This window comes from Microbacterium elymi, assembly GCF_021582895.2.
In the GTDB taxonomy this organism is placed as follows: domain Bacteria; phylum Actinomycetota; class Actinomycetes; order Actinomycetales; family Microbacteriaceae; genus Microbacterium; species Microbacterium humicola.
Map to the genome: position 1 here is coordinate 3099958 of NZ_CP091139.2, position 18473 is coordinate 3118430.

An 18473-nucleotide genomic window follows, 5' to 3' on the forward strand; every position below is an offset into this window, starting at 1 on the left:
GATCAGGAGACCGGTCCGGTCCACTTCTCGCCCGGACCCTGGCCGATCGGGTCGGGCACGGTGGAGGCCTCGCGGAACGCGAGCTTGCAGCGAACGCAGGCCGTCCCGCAGGGGAGCGGCGTGGGCGCTGCTGATCTCGGGCGATCCGGCGGTGATGAGCCCCGCCAGGGCGTTGATGAGCTTGCGCGCCTCATCCAGATCGAGCTGGGCGTCAGGGTCGTCGGCCAGGCCGAGTTTGACCGCGGCGGCGCTCATCAGGTGCACGGCCGCGGTGGTGATGATCTCCACGGCCGGCACGTCGGCGATGTCGCGGGTCGCCGCTGAGGCGCGCTGCTCCTGCTCTTCCCACTGGGCCTGGCGCGCGGCATCCCGCTCGAACTCGTCCGGAATCGTGTTCACGTCGTACTCTCTGCTAAACTTGGGCGGGCTCCGGAGTGTTCTGCTCCGGAATGAAAGAGGATCACATCCCACCCGCGCTTGCCGTTCCAGGCTACCGGGTCGAGAGCACTCCGCCGCCGCGAGGCGGTTGTCCGGGTGCGAGAGCCGGTGCGTAGGCGCCGTGCGGGTGGAGTGGGCCGATTTCACCGCGATGCATCAGCATTGCGAAGCCATTCCACCGCACGAAAGAGGAGTTCCGCATCAGCGATCCCCGCACCAACGAGCGCATCCGCGTCCCCGAGGTCCGTCTCGTCGGACCCAACGGTGAGCAGGTCGGCGTCGTCGCCATCCAGGTCGCGCAACGACTGGCACAGGAGGCCGACCTCGATCTGGTCGAGGTTGCGCCCAATTCGAAGCCTCCCGTCGTCAAGATCATGGACTTCGGGAAGTTCAAGTACGAGGCTGCGCAGAAGGCCAAGGAGGCCCGGCGCAATCAGGCCAACACCATCCTCAAAGAGGTGCGGTTCCGCCTGAAGATCGAGGCGCACGATTACACCACCAAGCTCAAGCGCGCCGAGGGGTTCCTCGAGGCCGGCGACAAGGTCAAGGCGATGATCCTGTTCCGCGGCCGTGAGCAGTCGCGTCCGGAGCTCGGCGTCCGCCTGCTCCGTCGGTTCGCCGAGGACGTCGCCGAGCTCGGCACCGTCGAGTCGACCCCGCGCATCGACGGGCGGAACATGGTCATGGTGATCGCTCCGCACAAGAACAAGTCCGAGGTCAAGACCGAGCAGAACGCGCAGCGCGCCGCCCACAAGGCCGCCGCCCGCGAAGCCAAGGCCGGGACGCCCGGCACGTCGGAAGCCCCCGCGGCAGACGCCGAATAGGCCCCCAAGCTCCCGCGACGCGGGATGACCATTCCCGCATCGCGGGATGCACCACGAAGGAAGAGAAGATGCCGAAGCAGAAGACGAACTCGAGCGCCAAGAAGCGCTTCAAGGTCACCGGGAGCGGAAAGATCATGAAGCAGCAGTCGGGCATGCGCCACAACCTCGAGGTGAAGTCCAGCCGTCGCACGCGTCGGCTCAACAAGGACGAGGCCATCTCGCCCGCGAACGCGAAGAACATCAAGAAGCTTCTCGGGCGCTGACGCGCGCCGACGCACGATAGGAACGAAACGAAATGGCTAGAGTCAAGCGGGCTGTCAACGCCCACAAGAAGCGTCGCGTCATCCTGGAGCGCGCCTCGGGTTACCGGGGTCAGCGTTCGCGCCTGTACCGCAAGGCGAAGGAGCAGGTCACCCACTCGCTGGTCTACGCGTACCGGGACCGCCGCAAGCGCAAGGGCGAGTTCCGTCGCCTGTGGATCCAGCGGATCAACGCCGCGAGCCGTCAGAACGGCCTGACCTACAACCGCCTGATGCAGGGTCTGCGTCTGGCCGATGTCCAGGTCGACCGCCGCATGCTGGCCGAGCTCGCCGTGAACGAGCCCACCGCGTTCGCCTCGCTGGTCGAGACCGCGAAGAAGGCGCTGCCGGAGAACGTGAACGCCCCCAGGCGTGAGCTGACCCTCCTCGAACGGGCGTCCCTCCTCGGAGGGGCGCCCGTTCGCCTCTGTGGTTTCGGCGGGCCACCCTAGACTGAACCCGTGCTGGAGAACCCGCGATCCGCCCGTGCCCGCGCCGTCGCCAAGCTGTCCAAGCGCCGCGTGCGCGACGAGTCCGGTCTCTTCCTGCTGGAGGGGCCGCAGGCCGTCCGCGAGGCGCTCGCCTTCCGGCCCGACGGGATCGTCGAGCTCTTCGCGACGCCCACCGCCGCCGAGAAGCACGCCGACCTGCGCCGCGCCGCGGATGCGGCCGGGATCGAGCTGGTCTACACCAGCGAGCAGGTGCTCGAGGCGATGGCCGACACCGTCACGCCGCAGGGGGTGCTCGCGGTGGCGAGGCAGTTCCCGACCCGGGTGCGGGACGTGCTCGCGGCATCCCCTCGTCTGATCGCCATCTGCGAGCAGGTGCGCGATCCCGGCAACCTCGGCACCATCATCCGAGCCGCGGACGCGGCGGGGGCGGATGCCGTGATCCTGACCGGTCGGACGGTCGACCCGTACAACCCCAAGGTGGTCCGCTCGACCACGGGTTCGCTGTTCCACGTGCCGATCGCGTTCGGCGGGGACCTCGCCGAGGTGGCGTCCGCGGCGCGCGCGGCGGGCCTGCGGGTCATCGCCGCCGATGTGAAGGGCGACGACCTGCTGGCCGCCCGCGAGTCGGGGGCGCTGGCCCGTCCGACGGCCTGGCTGTTCGGCAACGAGGCGCGCGGGCTGGACGACGACGCGCTCGCACTGGCCGACGAGGCGCTGCGTCTGCCGATCTACGGACGCGCCGAATCGCTGAACCTGGCGACCGCCGCCAGCGTCTGCCTGTACGAGTCGGCATTCGCGCTGCGTGCATCGGTCACGGATCGGTAAACGTCACGCGTGCCCCTCGCGCAACTCCCATCGCACTCATAGGGTGTACCCATGACGATCCCCGATGACCCGGCACCCCCGACGTCGAACATCTCGGTCCGGCGCGGTGACCCGCTGGTCGTGATCACGGATGTGCAGAAGCACTACGGCGACTTCCAGGCCCTCAAGGACATCGATCTGACCGTCCACCGGGGCGAGGTGGTCGTCGTCATCGGCCCGTCCGGGTCGGGCAAGTCGACGCTGTGCCGCACGATCAACCGCCTGGAGACGATCACCAGCGGCACCATCACCATCGACGGCGCCGAGCTGCCCAAGGAGGGCAAGGGACTGGCCGCGCTGCGCAGCGACGTGGGCATGGTGTTCCAGTCGTTCAACCTCTTCTCCCACCTCACGATCCTGGACAACGTGACTCTCGGTCCGATCAAGGTCCGCAAGATGAAGAAGTCGGATGCCGTGGCCGAGGCCCGCACCCTGCTCGATCGGGTCGGGGTCGGTCAGCAGGCCGACAAGCTCCCCGGCAGCTCTCCGGCGGCCAGCAAGCGCGTCGCGATCGCGCGCGCCCTGGCGATGAACCCCAAGGTGATGCTCTTCGACGAGCCGACCAGCGCGCTGGACCCGGAGATGATCAACGAGGTGCTCGACGTCATGGTCGGACTCGCGCAGGACGGGATGACCATGATCGTGGTCACCCATGAGATGGGGTTCGCCCGCAAGGCCGCGGACCGCGTCGTGTTCATGGCCGACGGCCAGATCGTCGAAGAGGCCACACCCGAGGACTTCTTCACCAACCCGCAGTCGGACCGGGCCAAGGACTTCCTCTCGAAGCTCCTCACCCACTGACGGCAGTCCCCGCACAAAGGAGAATCACACATGCGAAAATCACGCATCATCGCGAGCCTGAGCCTGGCAGCCGTGGCCGCCCTTGCCCTGACGGCGTGCAACAGCGGCACGCCGAGCGACACCGGCAGCGACGGAGGGGCGGCTGCGGAGACTCCGTGGACGGTCGCGACCGATGTCTCGGTGCCCGACAGCCCGACGTTCGAGCGCATCCAGAAGGCGGACAAGGTCACGATCGGCGTGAAGGAAGACCAGCCGGGGCTGGGCTACCTGGACACCACCACCGGCAAGCGCAGCGGATTCGACATCGACATCGCGCGCTGGATGGCGGCATCCCTCGGCTACGGCGAGGACAAGATCGACTTCAAGCCGATCGCCTCGGCCAACCGCGAGCAGTCCATCGTGAACGGCGACATCGACTTCTACGTGGGCACCTACTCGATCACGGACAAGCGCAAGGAGCAGATCTCGTTCGCCGGCCCGTACTTCATCACCGGTCAGGGCCTTCTGGTCGCCAAGGACAACGACAAGATCACCGGCAAGGACTCGCTCACCGCCGATGACGTCGTCTGCTCGGCCACCGGGTCGACCTCGATCCAGCGGATCAAGGACGAGACCCCGGCCAAGACCAAGGAGTACGACACCTACTCGACCTGCGTGCAGGATCTGCTGCAGGGACAGGTGGATGCCGTGACCACCGATGAGGCGATCCTCCTCGGCTACGCCGCCCAGGACCCCGACCACCTGAAGACCGTCGGCGACGTCTTCAGCGAAGAGCGCTACGGCATCGGCCTGGCCAAGAACGATGCCGCGCTGCAGGCGTTCTTCAACAATGTGCTCACCGACGGTCACGACGTGTGGCAGAAGATCTTCGACAGCAACCTCGGCGCCTCCGGCGTCAAGTCCACCCAGCCCGAGGTCGACGCCGTCGGCTGATCCGGTCTCGGTCGGGCGGCGCGCACGCGTCGCCCGACCGATCATCCGGATCGACGCAGAAGGGCAGAAGGAGAGCGCATGAGCGACGTCGCCACGCTATGGGTGCAGGCCATCGAGGGCACGCTGGTGCTGTTCTTCGTCGGCGGGATCCTCGCCCTGGTCCTGGGCGTGATCGTCGGTGCCATGCGGGTCTCGCCGGTGCCGGTGGCACGGGCGGTGGGCACGGTGTACGTGAACTGGATCCGCAACACCCCCCTGACCCTGGTGATGTTCTTCTTCGCCTTCTGCATCCCGATCCTGCTCGGTCAGCGCATCAGCGCGATAACGCTGGCCACGGTCGCACTCGGCGTCTACACGGCCACCTACGTGGCCGAGACGATCCGCTCCGGCGTGAACACCGTCCCGGTCGGCCAGGCCGAGGCCGCCCGCGCGATCGGCCTGAACTTCGGCCAGGTGATGAGCCTGGTCATCTTCCCGCAGGCCTTCCGCTCGGTGGTCCCACCGATGATGAGCGTGCTGATCGCGCTGCTGAAGAACACCACCGTGGCGGCCGGCTTCTCGGTGCTGAATCTGGGGTCGGTCACCGCGAACCTCAGCGAGCACCGTGAAGCCGGCGGGAGCGGGAACATCTTCCTCGAGATGGTCACCGGTGAGAACCAGCTGCTCACGCTCCTGCTCATCGCCGCGATCTTCGTCGTGCTGGTGCTGCTGTTGGCGTGGCTGCAACGCGTGCTCGAGAAGAAGTGGAGGGTCGAGCGATGAGCTCCGTCCTGTATGACGTCCCCGGCCCCCGCGCGGTGCTGCGCAACCGCATCCTCGGCGCCATCACGGTGGTGGTCGTCCTGGTGCTGCTCGGGCTGGTGGTGTGGCGACTGGCCGCGACTGGACAGTTCACCGCGCAGAAGTGGTCGATCTTCACCTACAGCCGTCCTTGGCTGCTGATTCTGGAAGGACTCGGACACACCCTGGGAGCGTTCGTCGTCGCCGGGATCGGCGCGCTCATCCTCGGCTTCATCCTCGCAGTGGGGCGCTTGTCCGATCATGCCTGGGTGCGCATCCCGGTGGGATGGATCGTCGAGGTGCTCCGGGCGATCCCGGTCCTGATCTTCATGATGCTGATGTTCTACGGGCTGCCCGTGATCGGCATCCGGGTCGACCCCTACTACGCGGTCGTGATCGCACTCATCGCCTACAACGGCTCGGTGCTGGCCGAAGCAATCCGCGCAGGTGTGGAATCGCTGCCGCGCGGCCAGAAGGAGGCCGGGTACGCGATCGGCCTCCGCAAGAACGCCGTGATGCGACTCGTGCCGCTGCCGCAGGCCGTGCGCGCCATGATGCCGGTCATCATCTCGCAGCTGGTGGTCGCCCTGAAGGACACCGCACTCGGGTTCATCATCACCTACCCCGAGCTGCTGTATGTCATCAAGCTGCTGGGCAACCAGATCGAGTTCGGCTCGCCACTCGTGCCGACCGCGATCGTCGGCGGCACCATCTACATCGTGCTGTGCCTCATCCTGTCCTACGTGGCGTACCGCGTGGAGAAGAGCACGCGCCGCTCGCCGAAGGTGCCGAAGGGGCGCTGCGCGACGGCGGCCCGACGACCGAGACAGAGGCGATCGCCACGCGCCGGTAGACTCGGTTCTCGTGTCCGACGACGTTTCTGAGATTTCCCCGAGGCGGTGGATGCCGCCGTCACCGCCGCGCTGGCGGCCATCGCGAGCGCATCCGATACGGCCGCGCTGAAGGCCGCACGCGCCGCGCACGCGGCGGAGGGCTCGCCCCTGGCGAAGCTCAACGCACGCATGCGCGAGGTCGCGCCCGAGCACAAGGCCGAGTTCGGCAAGCTCATCGGGCAGGGCCGCGGCCGGGTCGCCCAGGCGCTCGCCGCGCGCGAGGCCGAGCTCGACGCCGCCGAGACCGCCGCGCGGCTCGAGGTCGAGCGGGTGGACATCACCGCGGTCGCCGCGCGCGCGAAGGTCGGGGCGCGGCATCCGCTCACGGTGCTGCAGGAGCAGATCGGCGACATCTTCATCGGCATGGGCTGGGAGGTCGCCGAAGGCCCCGAGCTCGAGCACGAGTGGTACAACTTCGACGCGCTGAACCTGGACGAGGACCACCCGGCGCGGCAGATGCAGGACACGTTCTACGTCGATCCGACCGCACGTCATCTGGTGATGCGCACGCAGACCAGCCCGGTGCAGATGCGCTCGATGCTCACCCGCGAGCTGCCGATCTACATCATCTCGCCCGGCCGCGTCTTCCGCACCGACGAGTACGACGCCACCCACCTGCCGGTGTTCACCCAGGTCGAGGGACTGGTCGTCGACCGGGGAATCACGATGGCGCACCTGAAGGGCACGCTCGACCACCTCGCCCGGCAGCTGTTCGGCGCCGAGGCGAAGACCCGGTTGCGCACCAACTACTTCCCGTTCACCGAGCCGTCCGCCGAGTTCGACCTGTGGCATCCCACCTTCAAGGGCGGAGCCCGCTGGATCGAGTGGGGCGGGTGCGGCATGGTCAACCCGAATGTGCTCCGTGCGGCCGGGATCGACCCCGAGGTGTACTCGGGCTTCGCGTTCGGCATCGGCGTCGAGCGGGCGCTGATGTTCCGCAGCGATGTGCAGGACATGCGCGACATGGCCGAGGGCGATGTCCGCTTCAGCGAGCAGTTCGGGATGGTGGTGTGATGCGCGTCCCGCTGTCGTGGCTGCGTGAATACGTCGAGGTGGCACCGGATGCCACGCCCGAGGACGTGCTGGCGGCGCTGGTGCGCGTCGGGTTCGAAGAGGAGGACGTGCACCGCTTCGAGGTGTCCGGCCCGGTCGTCGTCGGCCAGGTGCTCTCGCTCGAGCCCGAGCCGCAGACCAACGGCAAGACCATCAACTGGTGCCAGGTCGACGTCGGCGAGGCGAACGGCGGCATCCGCGGCATCGTCTGCGGTGCGCACAACTTCGTCGCCGGCGACAAGGTCGTCGTCACCCTTCCGGGGCGGTGCTGCCCGGTCCGTTCCCGATCGCCGCGCGCAAGACGTACGGGCATGTCTCGGACGGCATGATCGCCTCGGCCCGCGAGCTGGGGCTGGGCGACGAGCACGACGGCATCCTGCGGCTGGCCGACCTGGGCCTGGACGCCCCCGTCGGCACCGACGCGATCGCGCTGCTGGGCCTGGACGACGTCGCGGTGGAGATCAACGTGACCCCCGATCGCGGCTACGCGCTGAGTCTGCGGGGAGTGGCCCGCGAATACGCGCACGCGACCGGCGGCGCCTTCCGCGACCCGGGTGACCGGCAGTGGGGCGACCTGGAGCAGCCCGAAGGCGGGTTCGCCGTGGTCGTCGACGACGCGGCGCCGATCCGCGGCAACGCCGGCGCCGCCGAGTTCGTCGCGCGCATCGTGCGCGGCGTGGATGCCACCCGCCCCACGCCGCCGTGGATGATCGCCCGCCTCGTGCTGGCCGGCATCCGGTCGATCTCGCTGCTCGTGGACATCACGAACTACGTCATGCTCGAACTCGGCAACCCCGTGCACGGGTACGACCTGGACAAGCTGACCGGCGGCATCACGGTGCGCCGCGCGCGTCCGGGCGAGACGCTGACCACGCTCGACGACCAGGTGCGCGAACTGCACCCGGAAGACCTGCTCATCACCGACGAATCCGGCCCCATCGGGCTGGCCGGCGTGATGGGCGGCGCCACCACCGAGATGAGCCGCGACACGAAGAACGTGCTCATCGAGGCGGCGACCTTCGAGCCGGTCACGATCGCGCGCACCGCGCGCCGGCACAAGCTGCCCTCCGAGGCGTCCCGGCGGTTCGAGCGGGGCGTCGACCCGCTGATCCCGTTCGTGGCCGCCCGCCGGGTGGCCGACCTGATGGTCGAGCTCGGCGGGGGGACGCTGGACACCGAGATCGGCGGGGCCCTGTTCGCGGTCTATGAGCGCGAGGCCATCGCCCTGCCCAAGCCGTTCGCGTCCGCCCTCATCGGCGTGGACTACGCGGCGACCGAGGTCTCCGGCGCCCTTCAGACCATCGGCTGCGACGTGTACGACAACGGCGACCACTGGCTGGTCACGCCGCCGTCGTGGCGGCCGGACCTGACCGACAAGTGGACGCTGGCCGAAGAGGTCGCCCGCATCGAGGGCCTCGACCGGGTGCCGTCGGTGCTGCCGACCCCGCCGTCCGGCAGCGGCTGGACCGCGTCCCAGCAGGCACGTCGGCGCATCGCGAATGCGCTGGCGGCGGCCGGGTTCGTCGAGACGCCGTCGTTCCCGTTCACCACGGCCGCGCAGAACGACCGCCACGGCTCCGCCTCCGGCGCGCACCTGCCCGGCATCCGCCTGGCCAATCCGCTCGACGGCCAGGCGCCGGACCTGCGCCGGTCGCTCATCCCCGGCCTGCTGCAGGTCGCGCACCGCAACCTGTCGCGCGGCTTCACCGACCTGGCGCTGTTCGAGACCGGGGCCGTGTTCCTTCCCGAGCCGGGCACCGAATACGGCACCACGACCGTGCCGCCCCTGGCCCAGCGTCCGGATGAGGCGACCCTCGCCGCGCTCGACGCCTCCCTGCCGCCCCAGCCTCGGCATGTGGCGGTGCTGCTGGCCGGCAATGCCACAGCCAAGCAGCCCGGCAGCCGGCCGTCGCGGTCTCGCTGTCGGACGCCCTGGATGCCGTCCGCGTGATCGCCGTCGCCGCCGGCGCGACGATCGACGTGGCGCAGGGCGAGCGTGCCGCGCTTGCACCCCGGCCGAACCGGGACGCTGACCGCGGCCGGCGCCGAGGTGGGCTATGTCGGCGAGCTGCTGCCCGCGGTCGCCGAGGACGCCGACCTGCACGGCCGGGTGTACGTCGCCGAGCTCGACCTGGATGCGCTGCTGGCGGCCGCCGGGGCCCGTGTGGTTGCGGCATCCCTGTCGACTCAGACGCCCGCGACCCAGGACGTGTCGCTCGTGGTCCCCGTGGAGGTGCCGGCCGCCGAGGTGCGGCGGACGCTGAAGGACGGATGCGGCAGCCTGCTCGAATCGCTTGCGTCTGGTCGACGACTACCGAGGCCCGGGGCTCGACGACGGCACGAAGAGCCTGACGTTCGCGCTGCTGTTCCGCGCCGCCGACCGCACGCTGGCCGCCGCGGAGGCCACCGAGGCCAAGCTGCAGGGGGTCGAGCTGGCCGCCGAGCGCTTCGGCGCCAAGCTGCGCGACTGACGCTGCGACGGCGCGAACTGTTCCGCGGCATCCGCGCCAGCGGGATGCCGTCGCCCCGATAGGCTCTCAGCGATGGCCGAATCGATCCAACCCGCGCTGCAGATCCGCGGCCTTGCCAAGCGCTTCGGCGACAAGGTCGCGGTCGCCGGCATCGACCTCGAGGTGCCCACCGGCTCGTTCTTCGGACTGGTCGGTCCCAATGGCGCAGGCAAGACCACCACCCTGTCGATGGCCACCGGTCTGCTGCGGCCGGACGCGGGACGCGTCGCGGTGCACGGCATCGACGTGTGGCAGGCGCCGGTGCAGGCCAAGCGCATCATCGGCAACCTGGCCGACGGCGTGCGCCTGTTCGACCGGCTCACCGGCGAGCAGCTGATCACGTACACGGCCATGATGTTCGGCATCCCGCGCCCCGACATCGCCCCGCGCGTGGCCGACCTGCTCGCGATGATGGACCTGCGCGAGGCGGCCGGCACGATCGTGGCCGACTACTCCGCCGGCATGACCAAGAAGGTCGCGCTGGCCTGCGCGCTCGTGCACGCCCCGCGCCTCCTCGTGCTCGACGAGCCCTTCGAGTCGGTCGACCCGGTTTCGGCCGCCAACATCGAGGACGTGCTGCGCGGCTACACCGCCTCGGGCGGGTCCGTCATCGTCTCCAGCCACTCCATGGACCTGGTGCAGCGCATGTGCGACCACGTCGCGATCCTCGCCGGCGGCAGCGTCCTGGCCGCCGGCACGGTGGACGAGGTGCGCGCGGGGGAGAGCCTGCAGGAGCGCTTCATGGCGCTGGTGGGGGGACGACACGTCGGAGAGGGACCGGCGTGGTTGCAGCGATCCTGAGGCTGAGATACCGCATTCTGCTCAATACGCTCAGCCGCAAGCCCGTGGCAGCTGGTCGGCTTCGTGTTCGGCATGCTGTGGGCCGGGGCGGCCCTCGTCCTGGTGCTGGCGGGCATGACCGCGCTCGCCGTGCTGCAGGGCCCCGACCAGGCACGGCTGGTCGCCGTTCTCGGCGGCGCGCTGCTGCTGGTGGGCTGGGTGGTCGGCCCCGTGCTCATCGCCGGAAACGACACGACCGTGGATGCCGGACGGCTCGCGCCGTTTCCGCTGACGACGCGCCAGATCATGCTCGCGCTGACCGGAACCGGGGCGACGGGCGTGCCGGGAATCGCGACGACCATCGCCGCGCTCGGCACCGTGGCCCTGTGGGTGCGCTGGCCGGCGGCGGCGCTGGCGGCGCCCGTGTGCGCCCTCATCGGGGTGGCGACCTGCGTGGTGGCCAACCGGCTGATCGCGACGCTGTCGGCCGGCTTCGGCTCGGCCCGGCGGGGGCGGGAGGTCGTCGGAACGGCGGTCCTGATCCTGATGATCTTCTCCGGCCCGATCATCACCGGCGCCCTCGGTGCGCTGGACGCGGCCGGCGGTTCGCTCGACCGTCTGACCCAGGCCGCCGAGGTGCTCAGCTGGACGCCGCTCGGCGCGGCGTGGGCCGTGCCCGCCGAACTGGCGGTCGGCGCCTGGCTGCCGGCACTCGCCAAGACCGTCATCGCGGCGGCCACCGTCGCGGCGCTGTGGTGGGCGTGGTGGCGCGCACTCGCCGCGTCGACCGCCGCGCCGCGCCGCGCCGCGCGTGCGACGAAGTCGGGGGCGCTCGGGCTGTTCGGCCCGCTGCCGACGGGAGCCGCCGGCGCCACCTGGGCGCGCTCGCTCACGGCGTGGCTGCGAGATCCGCGGTATCTGCGTCAGTTCATCCTGGTGCCCCTGATTCCGTTCCTGTTCCTGTTCACCGGCGGTGTCGGCGGCGGGATGTTCTCGGCCTCGGCGGTGGTGGTGGCGTTCGTGCTGTCGATCGTCGGCTACACCGACATCTCGTACGACGGCACGGCGTTCGCCTCGGTGCTCTCCAGCGGCGCGCGCGGCTGGCAGGACCGCCTGGGACGGATGCTGGCGGCGGCGTCCGTGGGCATCCCGGCCGTGGTCGCCGTCGCGCTGATCACGGTCGCCGTGGCCGACGCCTGGCGCGTCGCTGCCGTCGGTTCTGGCGGGGGCGCTCGCGCTGCTGCTGGCCGGGTACGGGGTGTCGGCGGTGTCGTCGGCGCTGATCGTCACGCCGGTCGCGGCGGCAGGCGACAGCCCGTTCAAGACCGTGCCGGGGCAGACGTTCGTGAACGGTCTGCTGGTGTTCGTGGTGATGGCCGCCGTGCTGGTGGTCGCGACGCCGTCGCTCGTGCTCGCGCTGATCGGTGCGCTCGCCGACCGTCCGCAAGCTGGGCTGGATCGGGCTGGCCGTCGCGCTGACGCTGGGAGCGGGTGCGATGATCGCCGGCGTGGTGACCGGTGGTCGTGCGCTGGACCGCACCGGCCCGGCTGCTCGAGCGCATCAAGGCGTTCCCCACCGGCTGAGCCCGGCCGGGCGGTGGGTACGGTAGAGGCATGCCCGCATTGATCACGCTGAACACACCCGACGGCGAGACGTTCGACTGCTTCGTGGCCCGGCCCGACGGCGTGCCGCGAGGCGGCCTGGTCCTGATCCACGAGATCTGGGGTCTCACCGAGCACATCACCGACGTCGCCGATCGCTTCGCCGGCGAGGGGTATCTCGTGATCGCCCCCGACATCCTCAGCCACGCCGGCGTCGAACCCGCACTGGGCGCCGAGCTGTTCGCGCTGATGAACTCGGCCGACGAAGCCGAGCGCACGGCGGGCCAGCCGCGGATGCGCGAGTCACTGGCCGCCTCGCGCGCCCCGGAATACGCCGAGTGGGCGGTGGCCGCGCTGTGTGCGACGGTCGACCGGCTCGCCGCCGATCTCTCCCGCTCCGCGCCGTCCGCGCCCGCGCCGGCCGCCGGCGGCATCGGCGTGGTGGGCTACTGCTTCGGCGGCACCTACGCGTTCCTCCTCGCGGCCGCGGACGACCGCATCCGCGCCGTGGTCCCGTTCTACGGCACGGCACCCGACCCCGAGCGCATGGCGCGCATCCAGGCGCCGATCCTGGCCCTCTACGGCGGCCGGGACCGCGCCCTGATGGATGCGCTGCCCGCCGTGCGCACGCAGATGGCCGCCGCCGGCGTGGACTTCACCGCACACGTCTACCCCGAGGCATCCCACGCGTTCTTCAACGACACCGGCAGCCGCTACGACCCGACCGCCGCCGCCGATGCATGGGAGCAGGCCACGGCGTTCCTCGCCGCGCACGTGTGATCCGGTCCGTTCGTGACGGGGCGGATTTGCGGATGCCCCGGGCCGGGCGCTATCGTCGGGCCATGCTTCCGGCCGCCCCGCACCTCGAGCCGCTCGTTCCGAGCCTCGGTTCCGCGCGCCGCCGCAAGCGTTCGCCTGGGCGACCGCCGACTCTAGGCGACCCACGCTCCGCCCCTCGGGCGGGTGAGGTGTCGCCGTCGTCGGCCCCTGCCGGATCCATCCGGCCGACCCCAGGAAACTAAGGTAGAAGAATGACCTATTCGGTCGCCGTCTCCGGCGCCTCCGGCTACGCAGGGGGAGAGATCCTCCGCATCCTCGCCGCACACCCCGACATCGAGATCCGCACCGTCACCGCGCACTCCAACGCCGGCCAGCCGCTCGTCGCCCACCAGCCCCACCTGCGCTCGCTCGCACATCTGGTGCTGGCCGAGACGACTCCCGAGGTCCTCGCCGGGCACGACATCGTCTTCCTCGCGCTGCCGCACGGGCAGTCCGGACAGTACACCGACGCCCTGGGACAGACGCCCCTGGTCATCGACGCGGGCGCCGACCACCGGCTCACCGGCCGCGCCGACTGGGACGCGTTCTACGGCGGGCCGTTCCACGAGCCCTGGGCGTACGGGGTGCCCGAGCTTCCCACGGCCACCGGCAAGCTGCGCGGCGACCTGGTCGGCGCGACCCGCATCGCCGCCCCCGGCTCGCAACGCCTCCACCGTGAGCCTGAGTCTCGCGCCCGGCGTGGCGGCCGGGGTGATCGATGCGACCGACCTGGTCAGTGTGCTGGCGGTGGGCCCGTCCGGGGCCGGCAAGAGCCTGAAGCCGCACCTGCTGGGCAGCGAGATCCTCGGGTCCGCGAACCCCTACGCGGTGGGCGGGGTGCACCGGCACATCCCCGAGGTGAAGCAGGCGCTGCGCGCCGCCGGGGCCGCCGAGGTGCACCTCTCGTTCACGCCGGTGATCGTGCCGATGGCCCGCGGCATCCTCGCCACCAGCTCGGCGCGCATCGCCCCGGGCGCCACCGACGCCGACGTCCGCGGCGCCTGGGAGCGCGCCTACGACGACGAGCCGTTCGTGCAGCCTGCCCGACGGCGTCTTCCCCCGTACCGCCGACGTCCTCGGCGCGAACACCGCGCTGATGGGCCTGCAGATCGATCGCGAGACGAACCGCGTCACGGTGGTGACCGCGGTCGACAACCTGGTCAAGGGGACCGCCGGCGCCGCCGTGCAGTCCATGAACATCGCGCTCGGCCTTCCCGAAGGCCGCGCCCTCACCGTGAACGGAGTGGCCCCGTGAGCGTCACCGCACCGAAGGGATTCGAGGCGGCCGGTGTCGCTGCGGGCCTGAAGTCCACCGGCAAGCCGGACGTGGCCGTCGTCGTCAACCGCGGGCCGGACAAGGTCGGCGCCGCCGTGTTCACGGGCAACCGTGCCAAGGCCAACCCGATCCTGTGGTCGCAGCAGGCGGTCGCGGACGGGGTGGTCGAGGCGATCGTGCTCAACTCCGGCGGCGCGAACTGCTTCACCGGCTCGTTCGGGTTCCAGACCACGCACCAGACCGCCGAGAAGGCCGCGGAGCTGCTCGGCGTGTCCGCCGGCGACATCCTCGTCTGCTCGACCGGGCTGATCGGCACCGGCGACGAGACGTTCCGCGCTCGGGTGCTGGACGGCGTCGAGAAGGGCGTCGCGGCGCTGTCGCGCGACGGCGGCCAGGATGCGGCATCCGCCATCATGACGACCGACACCGTCAGCAAGACGGTGCTGCACGCCGAGGACGGCTGGACCATCGGCGGAATGGCGAAGGGGGCAGGGATGCTGGCGCCCGGCCTGGCCACGATGCTCGTCGTGATCACCACCGACGCCGTGCTGACCGCAGCCGACGCCGACGCCCATCTGCGCCACGCCACCCGGATCAGCTTCGACCGGCTCGACTCGGACGGGTGCATGTCCACGAACGACCAGGTCACGCTGCTGGCCAGCGGCGCCAGCGGCATCGTGCCCGACCCGGGCGCGTTCCGCGACGTGCTCGCCCAGATCTGCATCTCCCTGGCCGAGGCAAGCTGCAGGCCGACGCCGAGGGCGCGAGCCACGACATCACGATCGAGGTCCGGCACGCAGCATCCGAGGCCGACGGCATCGAGGTCGGACGCGCCGTAGCCCGCAACAACCTGTTCAAGGCGGCGATCTTCGGCAACGACCCGAACTGGGGCCGGGTGCTGGCGGCGATCGGCACCACGCAGGCCGCGTTCGACCCGTACGACACGGATGTCTGGATGAACGGCGTGCGGGTGTGCACCGGCGGAGGGCCGGACGCGCCCCGCGAGGACGTCGACCTCGCGCCGCGCGCCACGCACCTGGTCATCGATCTGAAGAGCGGCCCGGCGACCGTGCGGATCCTGACCAACGACCTCACCCACGACTACGTCCACGAGAACAGCGCATACGCCTCATGACCGACAAACGTCTGCAGGACACCGATCCGGCCATCGCCAGCGCGAAGGCCGAGACGATGATCGAGTCGCTGCCCTGGTTGCGGCGCTACCGCGATCAGGTCGTGGTGGTCAAATACGGCGGCAACGCCATGGTCTCCGAAGAGCTGCAGGACGCCTTCGCCGCCGACATCGCCTACCTCCGCTACGTCGGGGTGCTGCCGGTGGTCGTGCACGGCGGCGGGCCCCAGATCTCGGCGATGCTGGACCGGCTGGCCATCCCGAGCGAGTTCAAGGGCGGCTACCGGGTCACCTCGACCGAGGCCATCTCGGTCGTGCGGATGGTGCTGACCGGGCAGGTCAACCCACAGCTGGTGGCGAAGATCAACGCGCACGGACCGATCGCGACCGGGCTGTCCGGCGAGGACGCGGGCCTGTTCGGCGGACGCCGCCGCGGGGTCGTCATCGACGGCGTCGAACATGATCTCGGCCGGGTGGGCGACGTCGTGCAGGTCGACCCGCAGCCGATCCTGGACCACCTGGCCTCCGGGCGCATCCCCGTGGTCTCGTCCATCGCACCGGACCTGGACAACCCCGGGCACTCGCTGAACGTGAACGCGGATGCGGCGGCTGCGGCGCTGGCCGTCTCGCTGAACGCCGCGAAGCTCGTCATCCTCACCGATGTCCCCGGGCTCTACGCCGACTGGCCGGACCGCGATTCGCTCGTCTCGCACCTGACCGCGCCCGAACTGCAGACCATGCTCCCGCGCCTGGAGTCGGGGATGATCCCGAAGATGCGCGCGTGCCTGGATGCGGTCTCGGGCGGGGTGGACACGGCGGCGATCATCGACGGCCGGGTGCCGCACTCGGTGCTGGTGGAGATGTTCACGCAGAAGGGGATCGGGACAGAGGTGGTGGCACAGTGACGACGGCAGCCGACGGCGCGGGCACGTGGCAGGATGACGCGGCCCGGGACCTGCTCAACCTCGGCGGGCGGCTCGCGCTGCTCGTGCGGGGCGAGGGCTCGCACGTGTGGGATGCCGACGGCATCCGCTATCTCGACTTCCTCGGCGGGATCGCGGTCAACGCGCTGGGGCATGCGCACCCCGTGTTCGTCCAGGCCGTCGCCGAGCAGGCGCGGACCCTCGCGCACGTGTCGAACTACTTCGCGACCCCGCAGCAGCTCGAACTGGCCGCGCGTCTGAAGCGGCTGGCCGGCACCGGCGAGGGCGGGCACGTGTTCTTCGCGAACTCGGGGTCCGAGGCCAACGAGACGGCGATCAAGCTCGCGCGGCTGCACGCCCACGCCACCGGCAAGAGCACGATCCTGAGCCTGAACGGCGCTTTCCACGGGCGGACCATGGGCTCGCTGTCGCTGACGCCGAAGGCGGCCTACCAGGATCCGTTCCGCCCCCTGCTGCCCGACGTCGCCCACATCGACCCCACGATGGACGCGCTGGAGGCGGCGATCGACGACTCGGTCGCCGCGCTGTTCGTCGAGCCGATCCAGGGCGAGGCCGGGGTGGTGCCGCTGCCCGCGGGCTTCCTGCGCCGTGCACGCGAGCTGACCACCGCGCACGGTGCCCTGCTGATCGTCGACGAGGTGCAGACCGGGGTCGGCCGCACCGGCGCCTGGTTCGCGTTCCAGCACGAGGGGATCGTGCCGGACGCGATGAGCCTGGCCAAGGGCATCGCGGCCGGGTTCCCGCTGGGCGCGCTGGTCACCTTCGGCGACCACGACGCGTTCTACCCCGGAACGCACAACTCGACGTTCGGCGGAAATCCGCTGGCCACCGCCGTCGGCAACGCGGTGCTCGCCGAGATCGAGGACGGCGGACTGCTGGCTGCGGTCACCGAACGCGGGGCGCAGCTCGGCAGGCGGTCGCAGGGATGCCGCTGGTCTCCGGCACGCGTGGGGCCGGCCTGCTGATCGGCATCACCCTGACCGCGCCGGTCGCCGCCGAGGTGCGGGATGCCGCGCAGCGACGCGGACTCATCGTCAACGCGCCCACGGCCGACGTCATCCGCCTCGCCCCCGCCTACACGATCGGGGACGCCGAGGTCGACGAGTTCACCACCCTGTTCGCAGCCTCGCTCGCCGAGGTCGCCGCGACCCACCCGAAGGAAGACGCATGACCCGCCACCTGCTGCGCGACGACGATCTGACGGCCGCCGAGCAGGCCGAGATCCTCGACCTCGCCCTCGAGCTGAAGAAGGACCGCTGGGCGGCCAAGCCCCTGGCCGGCCCGCAGACGGTCGCGGTGATCTTCGACAAGTCCTCCACCCGCACGCGCGTCTCGTTCGCCGTCGGGATCGCCGATCTGGGCGGCTCGCCGCTGATCATCTCGACGGCCAACAGCCAGCTCGGCGGCAAAGAGACCCCGTCCGACACCGCGCGGGTGATGGAGCGGCAGGTCGCCGCCATCGTGTGGCGCACCTACGCGCAGGCGGGCCTGGAGGAGATGGCCCGCGGCACCCGGGTGCCGGTGGTCAACGCCCTGTCCGATGACTTCCACCCCTGCCAGCTGCTGGCCGATCTGCTGACGATCCGCGAGCACAAGGGCGCGCTGCGCGGTCTCACGCTCGCGTTCTTCGGCGACGGCAAGTCCAACATGGCCCACTCGTACATGCTCGCCGGGGTCACGGCGGGCATGCACGTGCGGGTGGCATCGCCGGAGGAGTACGCGCCGCGTGAGGACGTCGTCGCCGACGCGGACGCACGGGCGGCCGAGACCGGAGGATCGCTGACGCTGTACACCGACATCCACGAGGCCGCCGCCGGTGCCGACGTCGTCGTGACCGACACCTGGGTCTCGATGGGCAAGGAGGAGGAGAAGCTCGAGCGGTTGCGCGATCTGGGCGACTACAAGGTCACCGCCGAGCTGATGACCGAGGCGAAGTCCGACGCGATCTTCATCCACTGCCTGCCCGCGGATCGCGGCTACGAAGTGGATGCCGCGGTCATCGACGGCCCGCAGTCGGTGGTGTGGGACGAGGCCGAGAACCGGCTGCACGCGCAGAAGGCCCTGCTGGTCTGG

The 18473-nt window shown here is 70.5% G+C and carries 15 protein-coding genes and 6 pseudogenes; 19 read left to right on the forward strand and 2 right to left on the reverse strand.

What is annotated here, in order from left to right; all coding sequences use genetic code 11:
- Positions 1–2 precede the first annotated feature (2 nt).
- Together L2X98_RS16885 and L2X98_RS16890 are read right to left on the reverse strand one after the other, a co-directional pair.
- A pseudogene (locus L2X98_RS16885) lies at positions 3–399 on the reverse strand (DUF1844 domain-containing protein).
- A 182-nt stretch (positions 400–581) separates the two neighbouring features.
- A complete protein-coding gene (locus tag L2X98_RS16890) occupies positions 582–740 on the reverse strand; it encodes a hypothetical protein (protein ID WP_259611656.1) in 159 nt (52 codons plus the stop codon).
- Between L2X98_RS16890 and infC the strand changes: the two genes are divergently transcribed.
- The 19 genes and pseudogenes from infC to argF all read left to right on the forward strand — a co-directional run.
- Positions 666–1262 carry a translation initiation factor IF-3 gene (gene infC / locus L2X98_RS16895; RefSeq protein ID WP_259613371.1) on the forward strand — a complete coding sequence of 199 codons (597 nt, stop codon included), beginning with the start codon at positions 666–668 and terminating at the stop codon, positions 1260–1262. The genes L2X98_RS16890 and infC overlap by 75 nt on opposite strands.
- 68 nt (positions 1263–1330) lie before the next feature.
- Positions 1331–1525: a 50S ribosomal protein L35 gene (gene rpmI / locus L2X98_RS16900; protein WP_259611657.1), complete on the forward strand. Its 195-nt coding sequence runs from the start codon at positions 1331–1333 to the stop codon at positions 1523–1525.
- A 32-nt stretch (positions 1526–1557) separates the two neighbouring features.
- A complete protein-coding gene (rplT, locus tag L2X98_RS16905; RefSeq protein ID WP_259611658.1) occupies positions 1558–2013 on the forward strand; it encodes a 50S ribosomal protein L20 in 456 nt (151 codons plus the stop codon).
- Positions 2014–2022: 9 nt separating this feature from the next.
- Positions 2023–2838 (forward strand): TrmH family RNA methyltransferase, encoded by an 816-nt coding sequence (locus L2X98_RS16910; RefSeq protein WP_259611659.1) that lies wholly within the window; start codon positions 2023–2025, stop codon positions 2836–2838.
- A 51-nt stretch (positions 2839–2889) separates the two neighbouring features.
- The gene (locus L2X98_RS16915; RefSeq protein ID WP_435526220.1) at positions 2890–3678 is read left to right on the forward strand and encodes an amino acid ABC transporter ATP-binding protein; all 789 of its coding nucleotides are present in this window, start codon (positions 2890–2892) and stop codon (positions 3676–3678) included.
- Positions 3679–3708: 30 nt separating this feature from the next.
- A complete protein-coding gene (locus L2X98_RS16920) occupies positions 3709–4611 on the forward strand; it encodes a glutamate ABC transporter substrate-binding protein (RefSeq protein WP_259611660.1) in 903 nt (300 codons plus the stop codon).
- A 78-nt stretch (positions 4612–4689) separates the two neighbouring features.
- A complete protein-coding gene (locus L2X98_RS16925) occupies positions 4690–5373 on the forward strand; it encodes an amino acid ABC transporter permease (RefSeq protein WP_259611661.1) in 684 nt (227 codons plus the stop codon).
- Entirely contained in the window at positions 5370–6275 is a 906-nt protein-coding gene (locus L2X98_RS16930; protein ID WP_259611662.1) for an amino acid ABC transporter permease, read from the forward strand. Before L2X98_RS16925 ends, L2X98_RS16930 begins: the two co-directional genes overlap by 4 nt.
- 15 nt (positions 6276–6290) lie before the next feature.
- On the forward strand, positions 6291–7298 hold the full coding sequence (gene pheS / locus L2X98_RS16935; protein ID WP_259611663.1) for a phenylalanine--tRNA ligase subunit alpha: 1008 nt from the start codon (positions 6291–6293) through the stop codon (positions 7296–7298).
- Positions 7298–7666 (forward strand): hypothetical protein, encoded by a 369-nt coding sequence (locus tag L2X98_RS16940; protein WP_259611664.1) that lies wholly within the window; start codon positions 7298–7300, stop codon positions 7664–7666. Before pheS ends, L2X98_RS16940 begins: the two co-directional genes overlap by 1 nt.
- Positions 7667–8043: 377 nt before the next feature.
- Positions 8044–9870, forward strand: a pseudogene (locus tag L2X98_RS16945) (phenylalanine--tRNA ligase subunit beta).
- Positions 9871–9880: 10 nt separating this feature from the next.
- Positions 9881–10648 carry an ABC transporter ATP-binding protein gene (locus L2X98_RS16955; protein WP_259611665.1) on the forward strand — a complete coding sequence of 256 codons (768 nt, stop codon included), beginning with the start codon at positions 9881–9883 and terminating at the stop codon, positions 10646–10648.
- Between the two features lie 63 nt (positions 10649–10711).
- Positions 10712–12106 carry a hypothetical protein gene (locus L2X98_RS16960; protein WP_259611666.1) on the forward strand — a complete coding sequence of 465 codons (1395 nt, stop codon included), beginning with the start codon at positions 10712–10714 and terminating at the stop codon, positions 12104–12106.
- A 135-nt stretch (positions 12107–12241) separates the two neighbouring features.
- Entirely contained in the window at positions 12242–13009 is a 768-nt protein-coding gene (locus tag L2X98_RS16965; RefSeq protein ID WP_259611667.1) for a dienelactone hydrolase family protein, read from the forward strand.
- A gap of 251 nt (positions 13010–13260) precedes the next feature.
- Positions 13261–14303: pseudogene (gene argC / locus L2X98_RS16970) on the forward strand (N-acetyl-gamma-glutamyl-phosphate reductase).
- Positions 14300–15459: pseudogene (gene argJ, locus L2X98_RS16975) on the forward strand (bifunctional glutamate N-acetyltransferase/amino-acid acetyltransferase ArgJ). The pseudogenes argC and argJ overlap by 4 nt, the downstream one beginning before the upstream one ends.
- Positions 15456–16361, forward strand: a complete 906-nt coding sequence (argB, locus tag L2X98_RS16980) for an acetylglutamate kinase (RefSeq protein WP_259611668.1) — start codon at positions 15456–15458, stop codon at positions 16359–16361. The pseudogene argJ and the gene argB overlap by 4 nt, the downstream one beginning before the upstream one ends.
- Positions 16358–17571 (forward strand): annotated as a pseudogene (locus L2X98_RS16985) (acetylornithine transaminase). Before argB ends, L2X98_RS16985 begins: the two are co-directional and overlap by 4 nt.
- Positions 17568–18473, forward strand: a pseudogene (gene argF, locus L2X98_RS16990) (ornithine carbamoyltransferase); the annotation flags it as partial. The pseudogenes L2X98_RS16985 and argF, both read left to right, overlap by 4 nt.

What these genes read in the sequence shown, in the direction of transcription:
- rpmI (WP_259611657.1), top strand. Translation starts at nt 1,331, where the DNA reads ATGCCGAAGCAGAAGACGAACTCGAGCGCCAAGAAGCGCTTCAAGGTC.
- rplT (WP_259611658.1), top strand. Translation starts at nt 1,558, where the DNA reads ATGGCTAGAGTCAAGCGGGCTGTCAACGCCCACAAGAAGCGTCGCGTC.
- L2X98_RS16915 (WP_435526220.1), top strand. Translation starts at nt 2,890, where the DNA reads ATGACGATCCCCGATGACCCGGCACCCCCGACGTCGAACATCTCGGTC.
- L2X98_RS16920 (WP_259611660.1), top strand. Translation starts at nt 3,709, where the DNA reads ATGCGAAAATCACGCATCATCGCGAGCCTGAGCCTGGCAGCCGTGGCC.
- L2X98_RS16925 (WP_259611661.1), top strand. Translation starts at nt 4,690, where the DNA reads ATGAGCGACGTCGCCACGCTATGGGTGCAGGCCATCGAGGGCACGCTG.
- L2X98_RS16930 (WP_259611662.1), top strand. Translation starts at nt 5,370, where the DNA reads ATGAGCTCCGTCCTGTATGACGTCCCCGGCCCCCGCGCGGTGCTGCGC.
- L2X98_RS16940 (WP_259611664.1), top strand. Translation starts at nt 7,298, where the DNA reads ATGCGCGTCCCGCTGTCGTGGCTGCGTGAATACGTCGAGGTGGCACCG.
- L2X98_RS16955 (WP_259611665.1), top strand. Translation starts at nt 9,881, where the DNA reads ATGGCCGAATCGATCCAACCCGCGCTGCAGATCCGCGGCCTTGCCAAG.
- L2X98_RS16965 (WP_259611667.1), top strand. Translation starts at nt 12,242, where the DNA reads ATGCCCGCATTGATCACGCTGAACACACCCGACGGCGAGACGTTCGAC.
- argB (WP_259611668.1), top strand. Translation starts at nt 15,456, where the DNA reads ATGACCGACAAACGTCTGCAGGACACCGATCCGGCCATCGCCAGCGCG.